This window comes from Pseudomonas sp. NPDC089547, from assembly GCF_050280665.1.
In the GTDB taxonomy this organism is placed as follows: domain Bacteria; phylum Pseudomonadota; class Gammaproteobacteria; order Pseudomonadales; family Pseudomonadaceae; genus Aquipseudomonas.
The window spans coordinates 160,033-175,726 of the sequence record NZ_JBNNVS010000001.1 but is presented as its reverse complement, the minus strand read 5'-3'; the positions used below and the strand labels follow the sequence as shown (position 1 = coordinate 175,726).

The following is a 15,694-nucleotide window of genomic DNA, read 5'->3' as shown; positions in this document are numbered from 1 at the left end:
TGCTGACTTTCGCCACAGCAATCGAAAGGGTGAGGGTTTTCGTCATTGCGCGTATAATCGCGGCCTTTTCATCAGGCATTGCTTTTTCGACATGAGCCAATCCAGCGAGCTGATCCAATCCGCCCAACGCACCCTGCGCCTGGAACTTGAGGCCGTAGAGGCCCTGCTGGCCCGCATCGACGACAATTTCGTCAAGGCCTGCGAACTGATCCAGGCCTGCAAGGGCCGGGTTGTCGTGGTCGGCATGGGCAAATCCGGGCACATCGGCAACAAGATCGCCGCCACCCTGGCCAGCACCGGCACACCTGCCTTTTTCGTGCACCCGGCCGAAGCCAGCCATGGCGACATGGGCATGATCACCCGCGATGATGTCATCCTTGCCCTGTCGAATTCCGGCAGCACTGCCGAGATCGTCACCCTGCTGCCACTGATCAAGCGCCTGGGTATCAAGCTGATCAGCCTGACCGGCAACCCGGACTCGCCCCTGGCCCAGGCCGCCGAGGTCAACCTCGACGCCCGTGTCGAGCAAGAGGCCTGCCCGCTGAACCTGGCGCCCACCTCCTCTACCACGGCATCGCTGGTGCTAGGTGACTGCCTGGCCATCGCCCTGCTCGAGGCCCGCGGCTTCACCGCCGAGGACTTTGCCTTCTCGCACCCGGGCGGCGCACTGGGCCGACGCCTGCTGCTGAAGGTCGAAAACGTGATGCACAGCGGCGACGAACTGCCCCAGGTGCCCCGCGGCACCCTGCTGAAAGACGCACTACTGGAAATGTCCCGAAAAGGTTTGGGCATGACCGTGATCGTCGAAGCCGACGGCAAGCTGGCCGGGATCTTCACCGACGGCGACCTGCGCCGCAGCCTGGACCGCAACATCGACGTGCACACCACCCTGATCGACCAGGTCATGACCGTGCATGGCAAGACGGCTCGCGCCGAAATGCTTGCCGCCGAGGCCCTGAAGATCATGGAAGACCACAAGATCGGCGCCCTGGTGGTGGTGGACCGCGAGGACCGCCCTACCGGCGCCCTGAACATGCACGACCTGCTGCGCGCCGGTGTAATGTAAGGAGCGATGGAATGAATCAGGACCTGATGCAACGCGGCAAGCGCATCAAGCTGGCAGTGTTCGACGTGGATGGCGTGCTCACCGACGGCCGCCTGTACTTCCTTGAAGACGGCAGCGAATTCAAGACCTTCAACACCCTCGACGGCCAGGGCATCAAGATGCTCATGAACGCGGGCGTGACCACCGCCATCATCAGCGGCCGCAAGACCCCGGTGGTCGAACGCCGGGCGAAGAACCTCGGTATCCCGCACCTTTTCCAGGGCCGCGAGGACAAATTGGTCGTGCTTGACGGCCTGCTCGCCGAACTGGGCCTAAGCTATGATCAAGTGGCCTACCTGGGCGACGACCTGCCGGACCTGCCGGTGATTCGCCGGGTGGCACTGGGTATGGCCGTGGCCAACGCCGCGCCGTTCGTACGCCAGCACGCCCATGGCGTGACCCAGGCACGCGGCGGCGAAGGTGCGGCCCGTGAATTCTGCGAACTGATCATGCAGGCCCAGGGCACCCTGGACGCTGCCAACGCCAATTACCTGTAAGGCTGCCCATGTTCAGCAAGAAAGCCCGCAATGTTGCGCTGCTCGCAGTGATCGCTGCCCTGCTGGTGGCGATCGGCTACTGGAATGTCAGCCCGGAAAGCTTCCTCGACAAGCCGGTGGCCCAGGTCGACGAAAGCGCCATCGACTACTATGCGATCAACGCCCACAGCGTGCAGTTTCTGCCCGACGGCAAACTGCAGTACGAAATGACTGCCGACAAGGTCGAACACCTCAAGGCCAGTGAAATCACCCTGCTGACCACGCCGGACCTGCACATGTACCGGGGCACCGAATACCCGTGGCACGTGCAAAGCACCCGCGCCGAGGTCAACCCGGACGGTACCGAAGTCGAGCTGATCGACAAGGTACGGGTTGCCCGCACTGACGAAAAGCAGCGCGAAACCATCATTACCAGCTCACGCATGACTGTGTTCCCGCAGAAGCAATATGCGCAGACCGAGCAAGCCGTTAGAATCGACGGCGCCGGTGGCACTACTACGGGCAAAGGAATGAAAGCGTATTTGAAAGAAGGCAAGATGGACTTGCTCTCTAACGTAAGAGGACAGTATGAGGCTCGTTAAAACCCTCCCCCTTTTGCTCAGCCTGAGCGCAGCACTGGGAAGCGCGAGCGCCCTCGCCCTGCCGAATGACCGTGACCAGCCGATCCGAATCCAGGCGGACAATGCCCACCTGGATGACAAGCAAGGCGTGGCCACCTATACCGGCGACGTGATCATCACCCAGGGTTCGATGATGATCAAAGGCAACACCGTGACCATCACCCGTTCCGCCGCCGGCGATATCGACGTGGTGACCTCGGTAGGCAACCTGGCCTACTTCGAGCAGCAACAGAGCGCAGCCAAGCCGGACAAGATGAAAGGCTGGGGCGTGACTATCCAGTATCAGGCACAGAAAGACCTGGTGATCCTCACCGACCGCGCCAAGGTCGAGAACGAGGGCAACACCACCGAAGGCGAGAAAATCGTCTACAACACCCAGACCCAGGTGGCAACTGCCGGTCGCGGTGGCAACGTGACTTCGCCGCGTCAGCGTATCGACATGGTGATCCAGCCCAAGAAGAAGGCCGAGTAAATGGCAACCCTCAAAGCCCAGCACCTGGCCAAGAGCTACAAGGGCCGTCAGGTGGTACGTGACGTCAGCCTGTCGATCGACAGCGGCCAGATCGTAGGCTTGCTCGGCCCCAACGGTGCCGGCAAGACCACCTGCTTCTACATGATTGTCGGGCTGGTGCAGGCCGAGCAGGGCCGCGTGCTCATCGACAACCTCGATGTCAGCCACCAGCCCATGCACGGCCGCGCCCGCGCCGGCATCGGCTACCTGCCGCAGGAAGCTTCAATCTTCCGCAAGCTTTCCGTGGCCGACAACATCATGGCCATCCTCGAGACCCGCAAGGACCTCGACCGCGAAGGCCGGCGCAAAGAACTGGAAAGCCTGCTGCAGGAGTTCCACATCAGCCACATCCGCGACAACCTCGGCATGAGCCTCTCCGGTGGCGAACGCCGCCGTGTGGAGATTGCCCGCGCCCTGGCGACCGCACCCAAGTTCATCCTGCTGGACGAACCATTCGCCGGTGTCGACCCGATCTCGGTCGGCGACATCAAGCAGATCATCCACCACCTCAAGGCCAAGGGCATCGGTGTACTGATCACCGACCACAACGTGCGTGAGACCCTGGATATCTGTGAAACCGCCTATATCGTCAATGATGGCCGCCTGATCGCCGAAGGCGATGCCGAGACCATCCTGGCCAACGACCTGGTGAAAGAGGTTTACCTGGGCCACGAGTTCCGGCTCTGACCCCGGCACATGCCTGGGGTACTGGCAAATCGCCCTGAAACCGGGGTTAAAGTTGTTACAGTGCTCTAGGCAAACGCTACAATTTAAGGCATAAAACTTGCTTGATCTGGCGCCCCGGCGCCCTCGTGTAGTGGATGGCGCATGCGCGCCGGCGAACAAGGTATTAAGCCCCAGCCATGAAACCATCGCTCGTCCTAAAAATGGGCCAGCAACTGACGATGACACCGCAGTTGCAACAGGCCATCCGCCTGCTCCAGCTTTCCACCCTGGACCTCCAACAGGAAATCCAGGAAGCGCTGGAGTCGAACCCGATGCTCGAACGTCAGGAAGACGGCGAGGACTTCGACAACAGCGACCCGATGGCGGACAACGCCGAGAACAAACCGGCCGCCGAAGCCCAGGACAACAGCTTCCAGGAAAGCACCGTCAGTGCCGACAACCTGGAAGATGGTGAGTGGAGCGAGCGCATCCCCAACGAGCTTCCGGTCGACACCGCCTGGGAAGACATCTACCAGACCAGCGCCAGCAGCCTGCCGAGCAACGATGACGACGAGTGGGACTTCACCACCCGTACATCGGCCGGCGAGAGCCTGCAAAGCCACCTGCTGTGGCAGCTGAACCTGGCGCCGATGTCCGACACCGACCGCCTGATCGCCGTTACCCTGATCGACAGCATCAACGGCCAGGGCTACCTGGAAGACACCCTCGAGGAAATCTGCGCCGGCTTCGACCCGGAGCTGGATATCGAGCTGGACGAGGTCGAAGCGGTGCTGCACCGCATCCAGCAGTTCGAGCCAGCCGGCGTCGGCGCCCGCAACCTGGGCGAATGCCTGCTGCTGCAACTGCGCCAATTGCCCGCCAATACCCCGTGGATGACCGAAGCCAAGCGCCTGGTCACCGATTTCATCGACCTGCTCGGCAGCCGTGACTACAGCCAGCTGATGCGCCGCATGAAAATCAAGGAAGACGAGCTGCGCCAGGTGATCGAGCTGGTGCAAAGCCTCAACCCGCGCCCCGGTTCGCAGATCGAGTCCAGCGAGCCTGAGTACGTGGTGCCTGACGTCATCGTGCGCAAAGACAGCGACCGCTGGCTGGTGGAGCTGAACCAGGAGGCCATCCCGCGCCTGCGCGTAAACCCGCAATACGCCGGCTTCGTGCGCCGTGCCGATACCAGCGCCGACAACACCTTCATGCGCAACCAATTGCAGGAAGCGCGCTGGTTCATCAAGAGCCTGCAAAGCCGCAACGAAACCCTGATGAAGGTTGCCACACAGATCGTCGAGCACCAGCGCGGCTTCCTCGACCACGGTGACGAAGCCATGAAGCCGTTGGTGCTGCACGACATCGCCGAAGCGGTAGGCATGCACGAGTCGACCATTTCGCGGGTGACCACGCAGAAATACATGCACACACCGCGTGGCATCTACGAGCTGAAATACTTTTTCTCCAGCCACGTCAGCACCTCCGAAGGCGGAGAATGCTCGTCCACGGCGATCCGCGCGATCATCAAGAAACTGGTTGCGGCGGAAAATCAGAAAAAGCCATTGAGTGACAGCAAGATCGCTGGTTTACTGGAGGCACAAGGCATCCAGGTAGCCCGTCGCACCGTCGCCAAGTACCGCGAGTCCCTCGGCATCGCACCGTCGAGCGAGCGCAAGCGACTGATGTAGCGCCTGAGATGTGCCACAGCGTTTGTGGGGCAGGTGCAAGACCTGCCTCTTTATGCACGGGCAACAAAGGAGAAGCTGTATGCAAGTCAATATCAGTGGACAGCATGTAGAAGTCACCCAGCCACTGCGCGATTACGTGCTTGAAAAGCTCGCCCGCGTGGAGAGTCACTTCGACAAGATCACCAACGTGCAGGTCATCATGAAAGTCGAGAAGCTGTTGCAGAAGGTCGAGGCGACCCTGCAAATTCCCGGCGGCGAAGTGGTTGCCAACGCCGAACACGAAGACATGTATGCAGCGATCGATGCCTTGGCCGACAAGCTCGACCGCCAACTGAAAAAACACAAGGAAAAACAGCAAAGCCTGCTGCAAGGTGCAGCTGCCCGCTGATCCCCCTCATCCATGATCCGACTTGAAACCATCCTGACCCCCGGCCGTTCCCTCGTGAACGTGCCGGGCGGCAGTAAGAAGCGCGCCCTGGAAAAGGTCGCCACCGTCATCGCCGAACAAGTGCCAGAACTGGAGATGCAAGACGTCTTCGAAAAACTGGTCGCCCGGGAAAAACTCGGCTCGACCGGTTTCGGCAATGGCATCGCCATCCCGCACTGCCGGCTTGAAGGTTGCTCCTCCCCGGTCAGCGCCCTGCTGCACCTGGAAGCCCCAATCGATTACGACGCCATCGATGGCGCACCCGTGGACCTGCTGTTCGTCCTGTTGGTGCCCGAAGCTGCCACCGATGCCCACCTGGAACTGCTGCGCCAGATTGCCAGCATGCTCGATCGCAAAGAGGTTCGTGATCGCCTGCGTGCCGCCAGCAGTAACGAGGCCCTGTACCAGGTTGTCCTGGACGTACAGAACGAGCACTGAACATGCGCCTGATCATTGTCAGCGGCCGGTCCGGCTCCGGCAAGAGCACCGCCCTCGATGTCCTGGAAGACAACGGCTTCTACTGCATTGACAACCTTCCCGCCGGGCTGCTGCCGCAGTTGGCCGAAGAGGCACTGATCAACACCGAACTGCTGCAACCGAAGGTTGCCGTGTCGATTGACGCACGCAACCTGCCTAGCCACCTGACGCGCTTCCCCGAATTGCTCGAAGAAGCCCGTGCGCGCAACATCCAGTGCGATGTGTTGTTCCTGGATGCCGACGAAGACATGCTGCTCAAGCGCTTCTCGGAGACCCGCCGACGGCATCCGCTGACCAATGCCAATCGCTCGCTGGCCGAAGCGATCCGCGTCGAGAACGAACTCCTGGGCCCGATCGCCGACCTGGCCGACCTGAAGATCGACACCACCAGCCTGAACCTCTATCAGCTGCGTGACTCGATCAAGCTGCGCCTGCTTAACCAACCCGAGCCTGGCACCGCGTTCCTGGTCGAGTCGTTCGGCTTCAAGCGCGGCATGCCGGTCGATGCCGACCTGGTGTTCGATGTGCGCTGCCTGCCCAACCCCTACTGGAAGCCCGAGCTGCGCGAGCACTCCGGCCTCGACCAACCGGTTGTCGACTACCTGGCTGCACAGCCGGATGTCGAAGACATGTTCAACGATATTTCCAGTTACCTGCTCAAGTGGTTGCCGCGCTTCGCCGCCAGTAACCGCGCCTACGTGACCATTGCCATCGGCTGCACCGGCGGCCACCACCGTTCGGTGTACATCACCGAGCGCCTTGGCCTGTTGCTGCAGCAATCCCTGAAAAACGTCCAGGTCCGCCACCGCGACCTCTAGCCCAAGGATCCGCCCCACGATGCCCGCCCGCGAAATCACCATCATCAACAAGTTGGGTCTGCATGCCCGGGCGGCAGCCAAGTTCGTCGGCGTGGCCGGTCGCTTTCCCTGTGCAGTCAGGGTTGGCCGTGCGCCGGACAAACTGGTGGATGGCAAGAGCATCATGGCGGTGATGATGCTGGCGGCTGGCAAAGGTACCCAGGTGCACCTGCTCACCGAGGGCGAGCAGGACAACGACGCCATGGATGCGTTGGTCGAGTTGATCAACAACTTCTTCGACGAAGGCGAATAAAAACCTGCACGGTCCTTGTAGGAGCGGCCTTGTGTCGCGATAGGGCTGCAAAGCAGCCCCAGGATTTCGGCAACAAGGCACAAATTGCCGGGGCCGCTTTGCGGCCCATTCGCGACACAAGGCCGCTCCTACAAGGACCGCGCAAGCCTGATAGTGAATCAGGACATCGCAGTATCCATCACCATCATCAAACAGAACCCGATACACAGCCCCAGGCTGGCCAGGCGATGATGGCCGTTGCTGCGCGATTCCGGGATGATCTCCTGGGTTACCACCAGCAGCATCGCCCCCGCCGCACAGGCCAGGCCCAGCGGCAGCAGCAGTTCGGCGATGTTCACCAACCAGGCGCAAATCACTGCCGCTACTGGCTCGACCAAACCTGAAGCAGCACCGATCAGGAAGGCCTTGAAACGCGGCATACCCGCCCCGGCCAGCACCAGCGCGATCACCAGCCCCTCAGGCACGTCCTGCAATGCAATGCCCATGGCCAGGCTGTCGGCGTCAGGCATGCCACCACCGGCCGACACGCCGATGGCCATGCCTTCGGGGATGTTGTGCGCAATGATGGCAATCACAAACAGCCAGATACGCGCAGCGATCACCGGCTGGTTGTCGCTGCCGACCAGCGCCTCGGGTGAGGCACCAGACACCTTGAGATCAACCAGAAACAGGCACAGCGCACCGAACATCAGGCCAAAGCTGATCAGGCCACCCGCGCCCCAAGGGCTGAAACCGATGGACTGAGCCGCGTTCAACCCCGGAATGATCAGGGAAAACGCGGTGGCCGCCAACATCACGCCGGCACCAAAGCCCAGCAGCGTATCGGCCAACGCCACCGGCATGTTGCGAATGACCAGTACCGGTACCGCGCCCAACGCAGTCCCCAGCGCGCACAATGCGCCGCCTTCCAGCGCACGCAGCATGCGTGGCTCCAAGTCCAGCCAGGCAAGGCCGCGCGCCACCAGCAACGCGGTGCCGGCCAGCAACAGCAAGGTCCCAAGCGCCAGGCGAAACAGCCGCACACTGCTGACAGACATTACCTCTGAGCGCATACCGGTCTGACTCACTTCAGGGCTTCGAGGTAACGACGTTCCACTTCCGCCCAGTCAATGACGTTGTAGAAGGCACCGATGTATTCCGGACGACGGTTCTGGTATTTCAGGTAGTAGGCATGCTCCCACACGTCCAGGCCCAGGACTGGCGTGTTGCCGTGCATCAGCGGGCTGTCCTGGTTGCCGCTGCTCTCCACCACCAGGGTTTTCTGCGGCGTGACGCTGAGCCAGGCCCAACCGCTGCCGAAGCGGGTCAGCGCGGCCTTGGTGAAAGCGTCCTTGAAGGCTTCGAAGCCACCCAGTTGCGACGAGATAGCCTGCGCCAGCTGGCCCTGTGGCTCACCGCCGCCCTGTGGCGACATCACGGTCCAGAACAGGCTGTGGTTGGCGTGGCCGCCGCCGTGATTGGTCACCGCGCCACGCAGGTTCTCCGGCAGTTGCTTGACTGCACCAACCAGTTTTTCTACAGGCCACTCAGCCCATTCGGTACCTTCGATGGCGGCGTTGAGACCATTGACGTAGGTCTGGTGATGCTTGGTGTGGTGAATTTCCATGGTCTGCGCGTCGATGTGCGGTTCCAGCGCATCGTAGGCGTATGGCAAAGCAGGCAAGGTATGCGGCATGTCAGTGAATTCCGTAGGCATGGGTTCTGGGCGCCGCATCCGCCTGGGCAGCGAGTTCGCTGGCCCCGGCGTTGTGGCGGTTGAGCAGGCGCTCGGTACGTGGGTACTGGCCGTACTCGGCGATGAAACTCAGCAGTTCGGTGTAGGTGCGCCCACTGTGGCGCAAGGCTGCGTCACGCAGCGCCTGGGGCAAGCGCGCCTCCTGGCTGGCCTGCAACAGCCGCTGATGAGCGGAGCACAAGTAGTCGGCGCTCTCATGCGGCTGGTTCAAGCGCAGGTGCAGGTCGGCCAGGTTGTGGTGGGCGATGACGAAAGCAGCCACCGCTTCGTCGACGTCATGCCAGCGCTCGAACAGCACCTGAGCCAGCGCCAGGGCTTGCAGGTAGTGTTCCCGGGCGTCGACCAACTCGCCTTGTTCGAACAGGCGGTTGGCGGTTTCCGTGGTGCGTTTCCAGTGCTGCATGGTTGTCTCCTGGGCGGTGACGCCGTGTCAGATACCGCCAGCGGTGAGTTTTTCCGGATCCAGCAGCGCTTGAAGCTGGTCACGCGACAGGTCGGTGTGCTCCAGCGCTACATCAATGATCGGGCGGCCCTGTTTGTAGGCGGTCTTGGCAATTTCAGCTGCCTTGAGGTAACCAATGATCGGGTTCAATGCAGTGACCAGGATCGGGTTACGCGCCAGGGCCTCCTTGAGCTTGCCCTCGTTGACCTTGAAGCTGGCGATAGCCTTGTCGGCCAGCAGGCGGCTGACGTTTGCCATCAGCTCGATGCTCTCCAGCAGGTTGCGGGCGATCACCGGCAGCATCACGTTCAGCTCGAAGTTGCCGGACTGACCCGCGATAGCGATGGTCGCGTCGTTGCCGATCACCTGGGCAGCGACCATTGCGGTGGCCTCCGGGATTACCGGGTTGACCTTGCCGGGCATGATCGATGAGCCCGGTTGCAGTCCTTGCAGCTCGATTTCGCCCAGGCCGGCGAGCGGGCCAGAGTTCATCCAGCGCAGGTCGTTGGCGATTTTCATCAGCGCCACGGCGGCGGTCTTGAGCTGGCCAGACAACGCCACGGCGGTGTCCTGCGAGCCGATCAGGGCGAACAGGTTCTGCCCCGGTGTGAACTCGACCTGGGTCAAGCCGCTGAGCTGGCGGGCGAATCCGGCCGCGAACTGTGGGTGGGCATTGATGCCGGTACCCACGGCCGTGCCGCCCTGGGCCAGCGCCTGCAGGCTCGGCAGGGTCGCTTCAATGTGTGCCTTGGCACCGTTGATCTGCGCTGCCCAGCCATCCAGCACCTGGCTCATGCGCACCGGCATGGCATCCATCAGGTGGGTACGACCCGTCTTCACGTACTGATGCACCTGCGCCGACTTGGTCTCGATCACCTGCACCAGGTGGTTCAACGCCGGCAGCAGTTGCTCGTGCAGCGCCAGAGCGGCGCTGACGTGGATGGTGGTGGGGATGATGTCATTGCTGCTCTGGCCGCAATTGACATGGTCGTTGGCGTTCACCGCGTCACCCAGCACACGGCTTGCCAGGGTGGCAATCACCTCGTTGGCGTTCATGTTCGAGCTGGTGCCGGAGCCGGTCTGGAACACATCCACCGGGAAGTGCTGGATAAAATCCTCGGCCAGCAGTTGCTCGACCGCCTTGACGATGGCCTGGCCCTGCGCGGCGGACAGCTGCTCCAGCTCGACGTTGGCCTTGGCCGCAGCCGCCTTGGCCAGCAGCAGCGCACGAATGAACTGGGCCGGCATGCGCTGGCCGCTGACCGGGAAGTTGTCGACCGCGCGCTGGGTCTGGGCGCCATACAGGGCCAGGGCCGGCACCTGAAGTTCACCCATGCTGTCACGCTCGATACGGGTATCACTCATCATCAAATCCTTGCATCAGTTCATCGGGAGAAATCGACGGCAGCAGCCGGCAATTGGCCAACTGCAGGGCGTACGTCTGCCAGCGCAGGTTTTGTTCCTGGCGGTCGAGGTTGCGCAGGTCAAGCAGCGGGCGCCAGGCTTGGTCCAGGCACAGGCAGCGCCAATGCCAGGGCAGCATGCGGTCACAGGCGGTATCCAGCAGCAGGCGGAAAGAGGTCAGTGCCACCGTCCATGACGATGTCTCGGTGCAGCACACCAGGTAGCGGCCTTCGGCGAGGTAATGCTCGATCAGGCGCGGCTCGTCGGGCTCGAGCGCACAGCGGATGCGCCGGCTTAGCCAGCGCCAGTTTTCCAGGTAGGGCAGTTCGCGCAGGACAGGTTTCATGAACATCATCGCTGGGTTACTGGATAATGATATTCATTATTAAGTGATAAGCAGAATCACTTCAAGAAAAAGGTGATGAAAGAAAAAACCCGGCGCGGGGCCGGGTCTTGGTGTTCATTGAAAATTCTCTAGTGCCTGTGCCGGCCCTTTCGCGGGCTCGCCCGCTCCCACAGGGTACGCACAGTCTTCAAGGCTGACGCTGTACCTGTGGGAGCGGGCGAGCCCGCGAAGAGGCCGGTACCGGCTACAGATCAGCTACCTGCAACCGTCATCCGCTCGATCAGCACTGACCCTGTATGGATGTTGCTGCGAGTTTCAAGATCGCTACCAATCGCAACAATTTGCTGGAACATGTCCTTCATATTGCCGGCAATGGTCACTTCCTGCACAGCATGCTGGATCTCGCCGTTTTCCACCCAGAAACCGGCCGCACCACGGGAGTAATCGCCCGTCACCATGTTCAGCCCATGCCCCATCAACTCGGTCACCAGCAGGCCGCGGCCCATGCGACGAATCAACGCGGCCTGGTCTTCGACACCGTGGGTGACGAACAGGTTGTGCACACCACCGGAGTTGGCCGTGCTTGGCAAGCCCAGCTTGCGCCCGGAATAGGTACCCAGCAGGTAGGAAACCAGCTCGCCTTTGTCGACGAACGGTTTTGCATAGGTGGCCAGGCCATCACCGTCGAAGGCGGCACTGCCCAGCGCCCGAGGAATGTGCGGGCGCTCGTCCAGGGTCAGCCAGGACGGGAACAGACGCTGGCCGATGGTGCCTTCAAGGAACGAGGACTTGCGGTAGAGGTTGCCGCCGGAAATAGCCGACAGGAAGCTGCCGAACAAGCCACCGGCCAGTTCGGCAGAAAACAACACCGGCACTTCGCACGTAGGCACCGGCCGGGCGCCAAGGCGGCTGGCTGCGCGCTGAGCAGCGCGAATACCGATACTACGCGGGTCAGCCAGCAGGTTGCCTTGGCGGTTCACGTCATACCAGTAGTCGCGCTGCATCTGCCCGTCGCCTTCGGCGATCATGACGCAGCTCAGGCTGTGCCGGGTCGACGCGTAACTGCCGATGAAGCCATGGCTGTTGCCATACACCCGGCAACCTTGATGGGTATTGAGGGTAGTGCCGTCGGCATTGAGGATGCGCGAGTCGGCATCGAACGCCGCAGCTTCGCAGGCCAGGGCCATCTCAATTGCCTTTTCCGGCTCGATATCCCAGTCGTGGTAAAGGTCCAGATCCGGGATTTCACGGGCCATCAACGCGGCGTCGGCCAAGCCGGAACATTCGTCCTCGGAGGTATGTTTGGCAATCGCCAGGGCTGCAGCGACGGTTTCGCGGATCGCGTCCGGGCCACTGGCCGACGTGCTGGCCGAGCCTTTGCGCTGGCCAACGTAAAGGGTGATACCAAAGCCCTGGTCGCGGTTGAACTCGACCGTTTCGACCTCACGCTGGCGTACCGTGGTGGACAGGCCCTGCTCCAGCGACACCGCAACTTCGCAGGCACTGGCCCCTTGGCGCTTCGCCTCGGCGATTATCTGCTCGACCTGCTCCTGCAACGCTGGCAGGTCTTTCGGACCTACGCTCTGGACTGCACTCATGGTTCTCTCCACTCAAATTCTGCGTTCGGCGAGGGTCATTCTACGACCGGGCCGGACAAGCGGCCCCCGACTGGTTATCATGGCGGCGATTTCTAGCGGACTGCCACCATGGTTGATTCAAACGACGACGCCTTCGACGGCGAAAAAAGCAAAACCCAGATCAAGCGCGAACTGCATGCGCTGGTTGAACTTGGCGAGCGCCTGACCACGCTCAAGGCCGATACCCTGGCACGCCTGCCCTTGACCGACGAGCTGCGCAAGGCCCTGGCTGAAGCCAGCAAGCACACGGCTCATGGCGCCCGTAAACGCCACATGTCGTTCGTCGGCAAGCTGATGCGCGTGCAGGACCTGGATGCCATCCACGCCCTGCTCGAACAGATGGACAGCTCCACTCGCCAGTACAACGAGCGCTTCCACAACCTGGAGCGCTGGCGCGATCGGCTGATCGACGGTAACGACGAAGATCTCGAGCGCTTCGTCAACGAGTACCCCGAAACCGATCGCCAGCAAATGCGTTCGCTGGTGCGCCATGCGCAACACGAAAAGGCGCGGAACAAGCCACCTGCCGCTGCGCGCAAGGTGTTCAAGTACATCCGCGACCTCGACGAGTTGCAGCGCGGGTTGCGCTGACAGACTGGGACCCTGTGGGAGCGGGCGTGTCGAGGCGTCGAACCGCCGCGAACACCGGCGAAGCCGGTGCCATGCACCGCGTCGCCTGCTTCGCGGGCATGCCCGCTCCAACAACGGTCCCCAAGGCCATCACGCCCCGGTTCCGCCCACGGTAATCGCATCCAGCTTCAAGGTAGGCTGCCCTACCCCGACCGGCACCGACTGCCCGTCCTTGCCACATGTCCCCACCCCGCTGTCCAGCGCCAGGTCGTTACCGACCATCGACACCCGGCTCATTGCCTCCGGACCATTGCCGATCAGGGTCGCGCCCTTCACCGGTGCGGTAATCTTGCCGTCTTCGATCAGGTAGGCCTCACTGGTCGAGAACACGAACTTGCCACTGGTGATGTCCACCTGGCCACCACCAAGGTTGGCGCAGTAGATACCTTTCTTCACCGACGCAATGATTTCCTGCGGGTCGCTTTCGCCAGCGCGCATGTAAGTGTTGGTCATGCGTGGCATAGGCAGGTGCGCGTAGGATTCACGGCGGCCGTTGCCGGTCACCGCCATGCCCATCAGGCGCGCGTTCAGCTTGTCCTGCATGTAGCCCTTGAGCACCCCGTTCTCGATCAGCGTGGTGCATTCGGTCGGGGTGCCTTCGTCATCCACGCTCAGCGAGCCACGGCGGCCTTCGAGGGTGCCATCGTCAACGATAGTGCACAGGCTCGACGCCACTTTCTCGCCAATGCGGCCACTGAACGCCGAGCTGCCCTTACGGTTGAAATCGCCTTCCAGGCCATGGCCGACAGCCTCGTGCAGCAACACGCCCGACCAGCCCGAGCCCAGTACCACTGGCAAGGTGCCAGCGGGTGCCGGGATCGCTTCCAGGTTGACCAGCGCCTGGCGCAGCGCCTCGCGGGCATAGCCCATTACCCGCTCTTCAGTGAAGAAGCGGTAGTCGGTACGCCCGCCACCGCCCTGCCCGCCGCGCTCGCGACGGCCGTTCTGTTCGACGATGACACTGACGTTGAAACGCACCAGCGGGCGCACATCCGCAGCGAGGCTGCCATCGGCCGCTGCAATCAGGATGCGCTCCCAGACCCCGGCCATGCTCACGCTGACTTGCTGGATACGTGGATCCAGGGCGCGGGTTGCAGCATCGACACGCTTTAGCAGCTCGACCTTTTCGGCGCGGCTCAGTACATCCAGCGGGTTGTCTGCGGCATACAGGGCGGTCACTTCCTGGCTGCGGAAGGCCTGAACCGTGCCGTTCTGCCCGGCTCGGGAAATCGAACGGGCGGCACGGGCCGCAGAGGTCAGCGCCTCAAGGTTGATAGCGTTGCTGTAGGCGAAGCCGGTCTTTTCACCGGACTGGGCACGTACACCCACGCCCTGGTCCAGGTTGAAGCTGCCCTCTTTGACAATACCGTCTTCCAGCGCCCAGGTTTCCGAGATCTGGCCCTGGAAATACAGGTCGGCGGCGTCGATGCCGGGGCCGGCCAACTCACCCAGCACGCTCTGCAGGCTGTCCAGGGTCAAGCCGCCTGGGGCCAGGAGCTGCTCGCTGACGGTGGATAACATCTGGCTCATAGTCACTCCGAGGTGTGCGCAGGCCGCAACGCGCCCTGCGAAAAAAAGCGCCGGTGCGATACCACCGGCATGCGCGCCCGAATGGACGCTTGTTCTTCAATGTCGCGCTCGGCAAGCAATACTGCTTCGCCTTGCGCCTGTTCTGCGACGATACGCCCCCAAGGGTCGACGATCGCCGCATGGCCATGGGTTTCCCGTGGGCCCGGGTGGGTGCCGCCCTGCGCCGCAGCCAGCAGGTAGCACTGGGTTTCGATGGCGCGGGCACGAACCAACACCTCCCAATGCGCCGCACCGGTCACCGCCGTAAAGGCAGCGGGTGCAGTGATCAGTTCCGCGCCGGCAGCGCGCAGTTCGCTGTACAGCTCGGGGAAGCGCAAGTCGTAGCACACGCTCAACCCCAGCCGCCCCACTGGCGTATCCACCACCACCACCTGGGCGCCGTGGGCGTAGTCGTCCGATTCACGGTAACGGCCGCGATTGTCGGCAACATCCACGTCGAACAGGTGCAGCTTGTCATAGCGTGCCACCACCTCGCCGTGTTCATCGATCAGCAGCGAGCAGGCATGCGCCTTGGCCTCGGGCTGGCCGACCGGTGGCAAGGGCAAGGTACCGGCGACTATCCATAACTTGAGGTCGCGGGCGGTCCGTTTCAACCATGGCAGGACAGGCCCTTCACCCAAAGCTTCGGCACGGCCTATGGCGGCGGCGTCCTTGCGACCCATGGCGGCAAAGTTTTCCGGTAGCACCGCCAGCCGCGCACCGCCCAGTGCAGCCTGCTGCAACAGGGCACCGGCACGCTGCAGGTTGGCCAGCACATCGTCCTGGCTGACCATCTGGATTACCGCTGCCTTCATGGGCGCTCCTGG

Annotated in this window: 19 protein-coding genes; 11 read left to right on the top strand and 8 right to left on the bottom strand. The window is 62.3% G+C overall.

Annotated features, from left to right (window positions below; genetic code table 11):
• Window positions 1-91 precede the first annotated feature (91 nt).
• The 10 genes from ACQKPZ_RS00725 to ACQKPZ_RS00680 all read left to right on the top strand — a co-directional run bounded on the left by ACQKPZ_RS00725 (window position 92) and on the right by ACQKPZ_RS00680 (window position 7,104).
• Window positions 92-1,066, top strand: coding sequence for a KpsF/GutQ family sugar-phosphate isomerase (locus tag ACQKPZ_RS00725; RefSeq protein ID WP_427534970.1), 975 nt, complete (start codon window positions 92-94; stop codon window positions 1,064-1,066).
• An 11-nt stretch (window positions 1,067-1,077) separates the two neighbouring features.
• On the top strand, window positions 1,078-1,602 hold the full coding sequence (locus ACQKPZ_RS00720) for a KdsC family phosphatase (protein WP_427534969.1): 525 nt from the start codon (window positions 1,078-1,080) through the stop codon (window positions 1,600-1,602).
• Between the two features lie 8 nt (window positions 1,603-1,610).
• A complete protein-coding gene (gene lptC / locus ACQKPZ_RS00715) occupies window positions 1,611-2,183 on the top strand; it encodes an LPS export ABC transporter periplasmic protein LptC (RefSeq protein ID WP_403200082.1) in 573 nt (190 codons plus the stop codon).
• Window positions 2,170-2,694 carry a lipopolysaccharide transport periplasmic protein LptA gene (gene lptA, locus ACQKPZ_RS00710; protein WP_346644881.1) on the top strand — a complete coding sequence of 175 codons (525 nt, stop codon included), beginning with the start codon at window positions 2,170-2,172 and terminating at the stop codon, window positions 2,692-2,694. Before lptC ends, lptA begins: the two co-directional genes overlap by 14 nt.
• A complete protein-coding gene (gene lptB / locus ACQKPZ_RS00705; protein WP_012270657.1) occupies window positions 2,695-3,420 on the top strand; it encodes an LPS export ABC transporter ATP-binding protein in 726 nt (241 codons plus the stop codon). It abuts the gene before it with no gap.
• Window positions 3,421-3,596: 176 nt separating this feature from the next.
• Window positions 3,597-5,090: an RNA polymerase factor sigma-54 gene (locus ACQKPZ_RS00700; protein ID WP_391124606.1), complete on the top strand. Its 1,494-nt coding sequence runs from the start codon at window positions 3,597-3,599 to the stop codon at window positions 5,088-5,090.
• A 79-nt stretch (window positions 5,091-5,169) separates the two neighbouring features.
• A complete protein-coding gene (gene hpf, locus ACQKPZ_RS00695) occupies window positions 5,170-5,478 on the top strand; it encodes a ribosome hibernation-promoting factor, HPF/YfiA family (RefSeq protein ID WP_391124603.1) in 309 nt (102 codons plus the stop codon).
• A gap of 12 nt (window positions 5,479-5,490) precedes the next feature.
• Window positions 5,491-5,955 carry a PTS IIA-like nitrogen regulatory protein PtsN gene (gene ptsN, locus ACQKPZ_RS00690; RefSeq protein ID WP_391124600.1) on the top strand — a complete coding sequence of 155 codons (465 nt, stop codon included), beginning with the start codon at window positions 5,491-5,493 and terminating at the stop codon, window positions 5,953-5,955.
• Between the two features lie 2 nt (window positions 5,956-5,957).
• Window positions 5,958-6,812, top strand: coding sequence for an RNase adapter RapZ (gene rapZ / locus ACQKPZ_RS00685; protein WP_427534968.1), 855 nt, complete (start codon window positions 5,958-5,960; stop codon window positions 6,810-6,812).
• A gap of 19 nt (window positions 6,813-6,831) precedes the next feature.
• On the top strand, window positions 6,832-7,104 hold the full coding sequence (locus ACQKPZ_RS00680) for an HPr family phosphocarrier protein (RefSeq protein ID WP_105946930.1): 273 nt from the start codon (window positions 6,832-6,834) through the stop codon (window positions 7,102-7,104).
• Between the two features lie 158 nt (window positions 7,105-7,262).
• Here the strand turns inward: ACQKPZ_RS00680 and ACQKPZ_RS00675 are convergent, their stop codons facing one another.
• From ACQKPZ_RS00675 to pmbA, 6 genes are all read right to left on the bottom strand, one after another.
• Complete coding sequence (locus ACQKPZ_RS00675; RefSeq protein WP_391124594.1) at window positions 7,263-8,156, bottom strand: ZIP family metal transporter; 894 nt, start codon at window positions 8,154-8,156, stop codon at window positions 7,263-7,265.
• 11 nt (window positions 8,157-8,167) lie between these two features.
• Complete coding sequence (locus ACQKPZ_RS00670; protein ID WP_427534967.1) at window positions 8,168-8,779, bottom strand: superoxide dismutase; 612 nt, start codon at window positions 8,777-8,779, stop codon at window positions 8,168-8,170.
• 1 nt (window position 8,780) lies between these two features.
• The gene (locus tag ACQKPZ_RS00665; protein WP_391124589.1) at window positions 8,781-9,242 is read right to left on the bottom strand and encodes a hypothetical protein; all 462 of its coding nucleotides are present in this window, start codon (window positions 9,240-9,242) and stop codon (window positions 8,781-8,783) included.
• 27 nt (window positions 9,243-9,269) lie between these two features.
• Window positions 9,270-10,646 carry a class II fumarate hydratase gene (locus ACQKPZ_RS00660; protein WP_427534966.1) on the bottom strand — a complete coding sequence of 459 codons (1,377 nt, stop codon included), beginning with the start codon at window positions 10,644-10,646 and terminating at the stop codon, window positions 9,270-9,272.
• Entirely contained in the window at window positions 10,639-11,040 is a 402-nt protein-coding gene (locus tag ACQKPZ_RS00655; protein ID WP_391124583.1) for a FagA protein, read from the bottom strand. The genes ACQKPZ_RS00660 and ACQKPZ_RS00655 overlap by 8 nt, the downstream gene beginning before the upstream one ends.
• 242 nt (window positions 11,041-11,282) lie before the next feature.
• Entirely contained in the window at window positions 11,283-12,629 is a 1,347-nt protein-coding gene (gene pmbA / locus ACQKPZ_RS00650) for a metalloprotease PmbA (RefSeq protein ID WP_427534965.1), read from the bottom strand.
• 108 nt (window positions 12,630-12,737) lie between these two features.
• Between pmbA and yjgA the strand changes: the two genes are divergently transcribed.
• Window positions 12,738-13,259 carry a ribosome biogenesis factor YjgA gene (gene yjgA, locus ACQKPZ_RS00645; protein WP_016713148.1) on the top strand — a complete coding sequence of 174 codons (522 nt, stop codon included), beginning with the start codon at window positions 12,738-12,740 and terminating at the stop codon, window positions 13,257-13,259.
• Between the two features lie 129 nt (window positions 13,260-13,388).
• Here yjgA and tldD read toward each other — a convergent pair whose 3' ends face one another.
• Together tldD and ACQKPZ_RS00635 are read right to left on the bottom strand one after the other, a co-directional pair.
• Window positions 13,389-14,828 carry a metalloprotease TldD gene (gene tldD / locus ACQKPZ_RS00640; protein ID WP_012270646.1) on the bottom strand — a complete coding sequence of 480 codons (1,440 nt, stop codon included), beginning with the start codon at window positions 14,826-14,828 and terminating at the stop codon, window positions 13,389-13,391.
• A 2-nt stretch (window positions 14,829-14,830) separates the two neighbouring features.
• Window positions 14,831-15,682 carry a carbon-nitrogen hydrolase family protein gene (locus ACQKPZ_RS00635; protein ID WP_427534964.1) on the bottom strand — a complete coding sequence of 284 codons (852 nt, stop codon included), beginning with the start codon at window positions 15,680-15,682 and terminating at the stop codon, window positions 14,831-14,833.
• Between the last annotated feature and the right edge of the window lie 12 nt (window positions 15,683-15,694).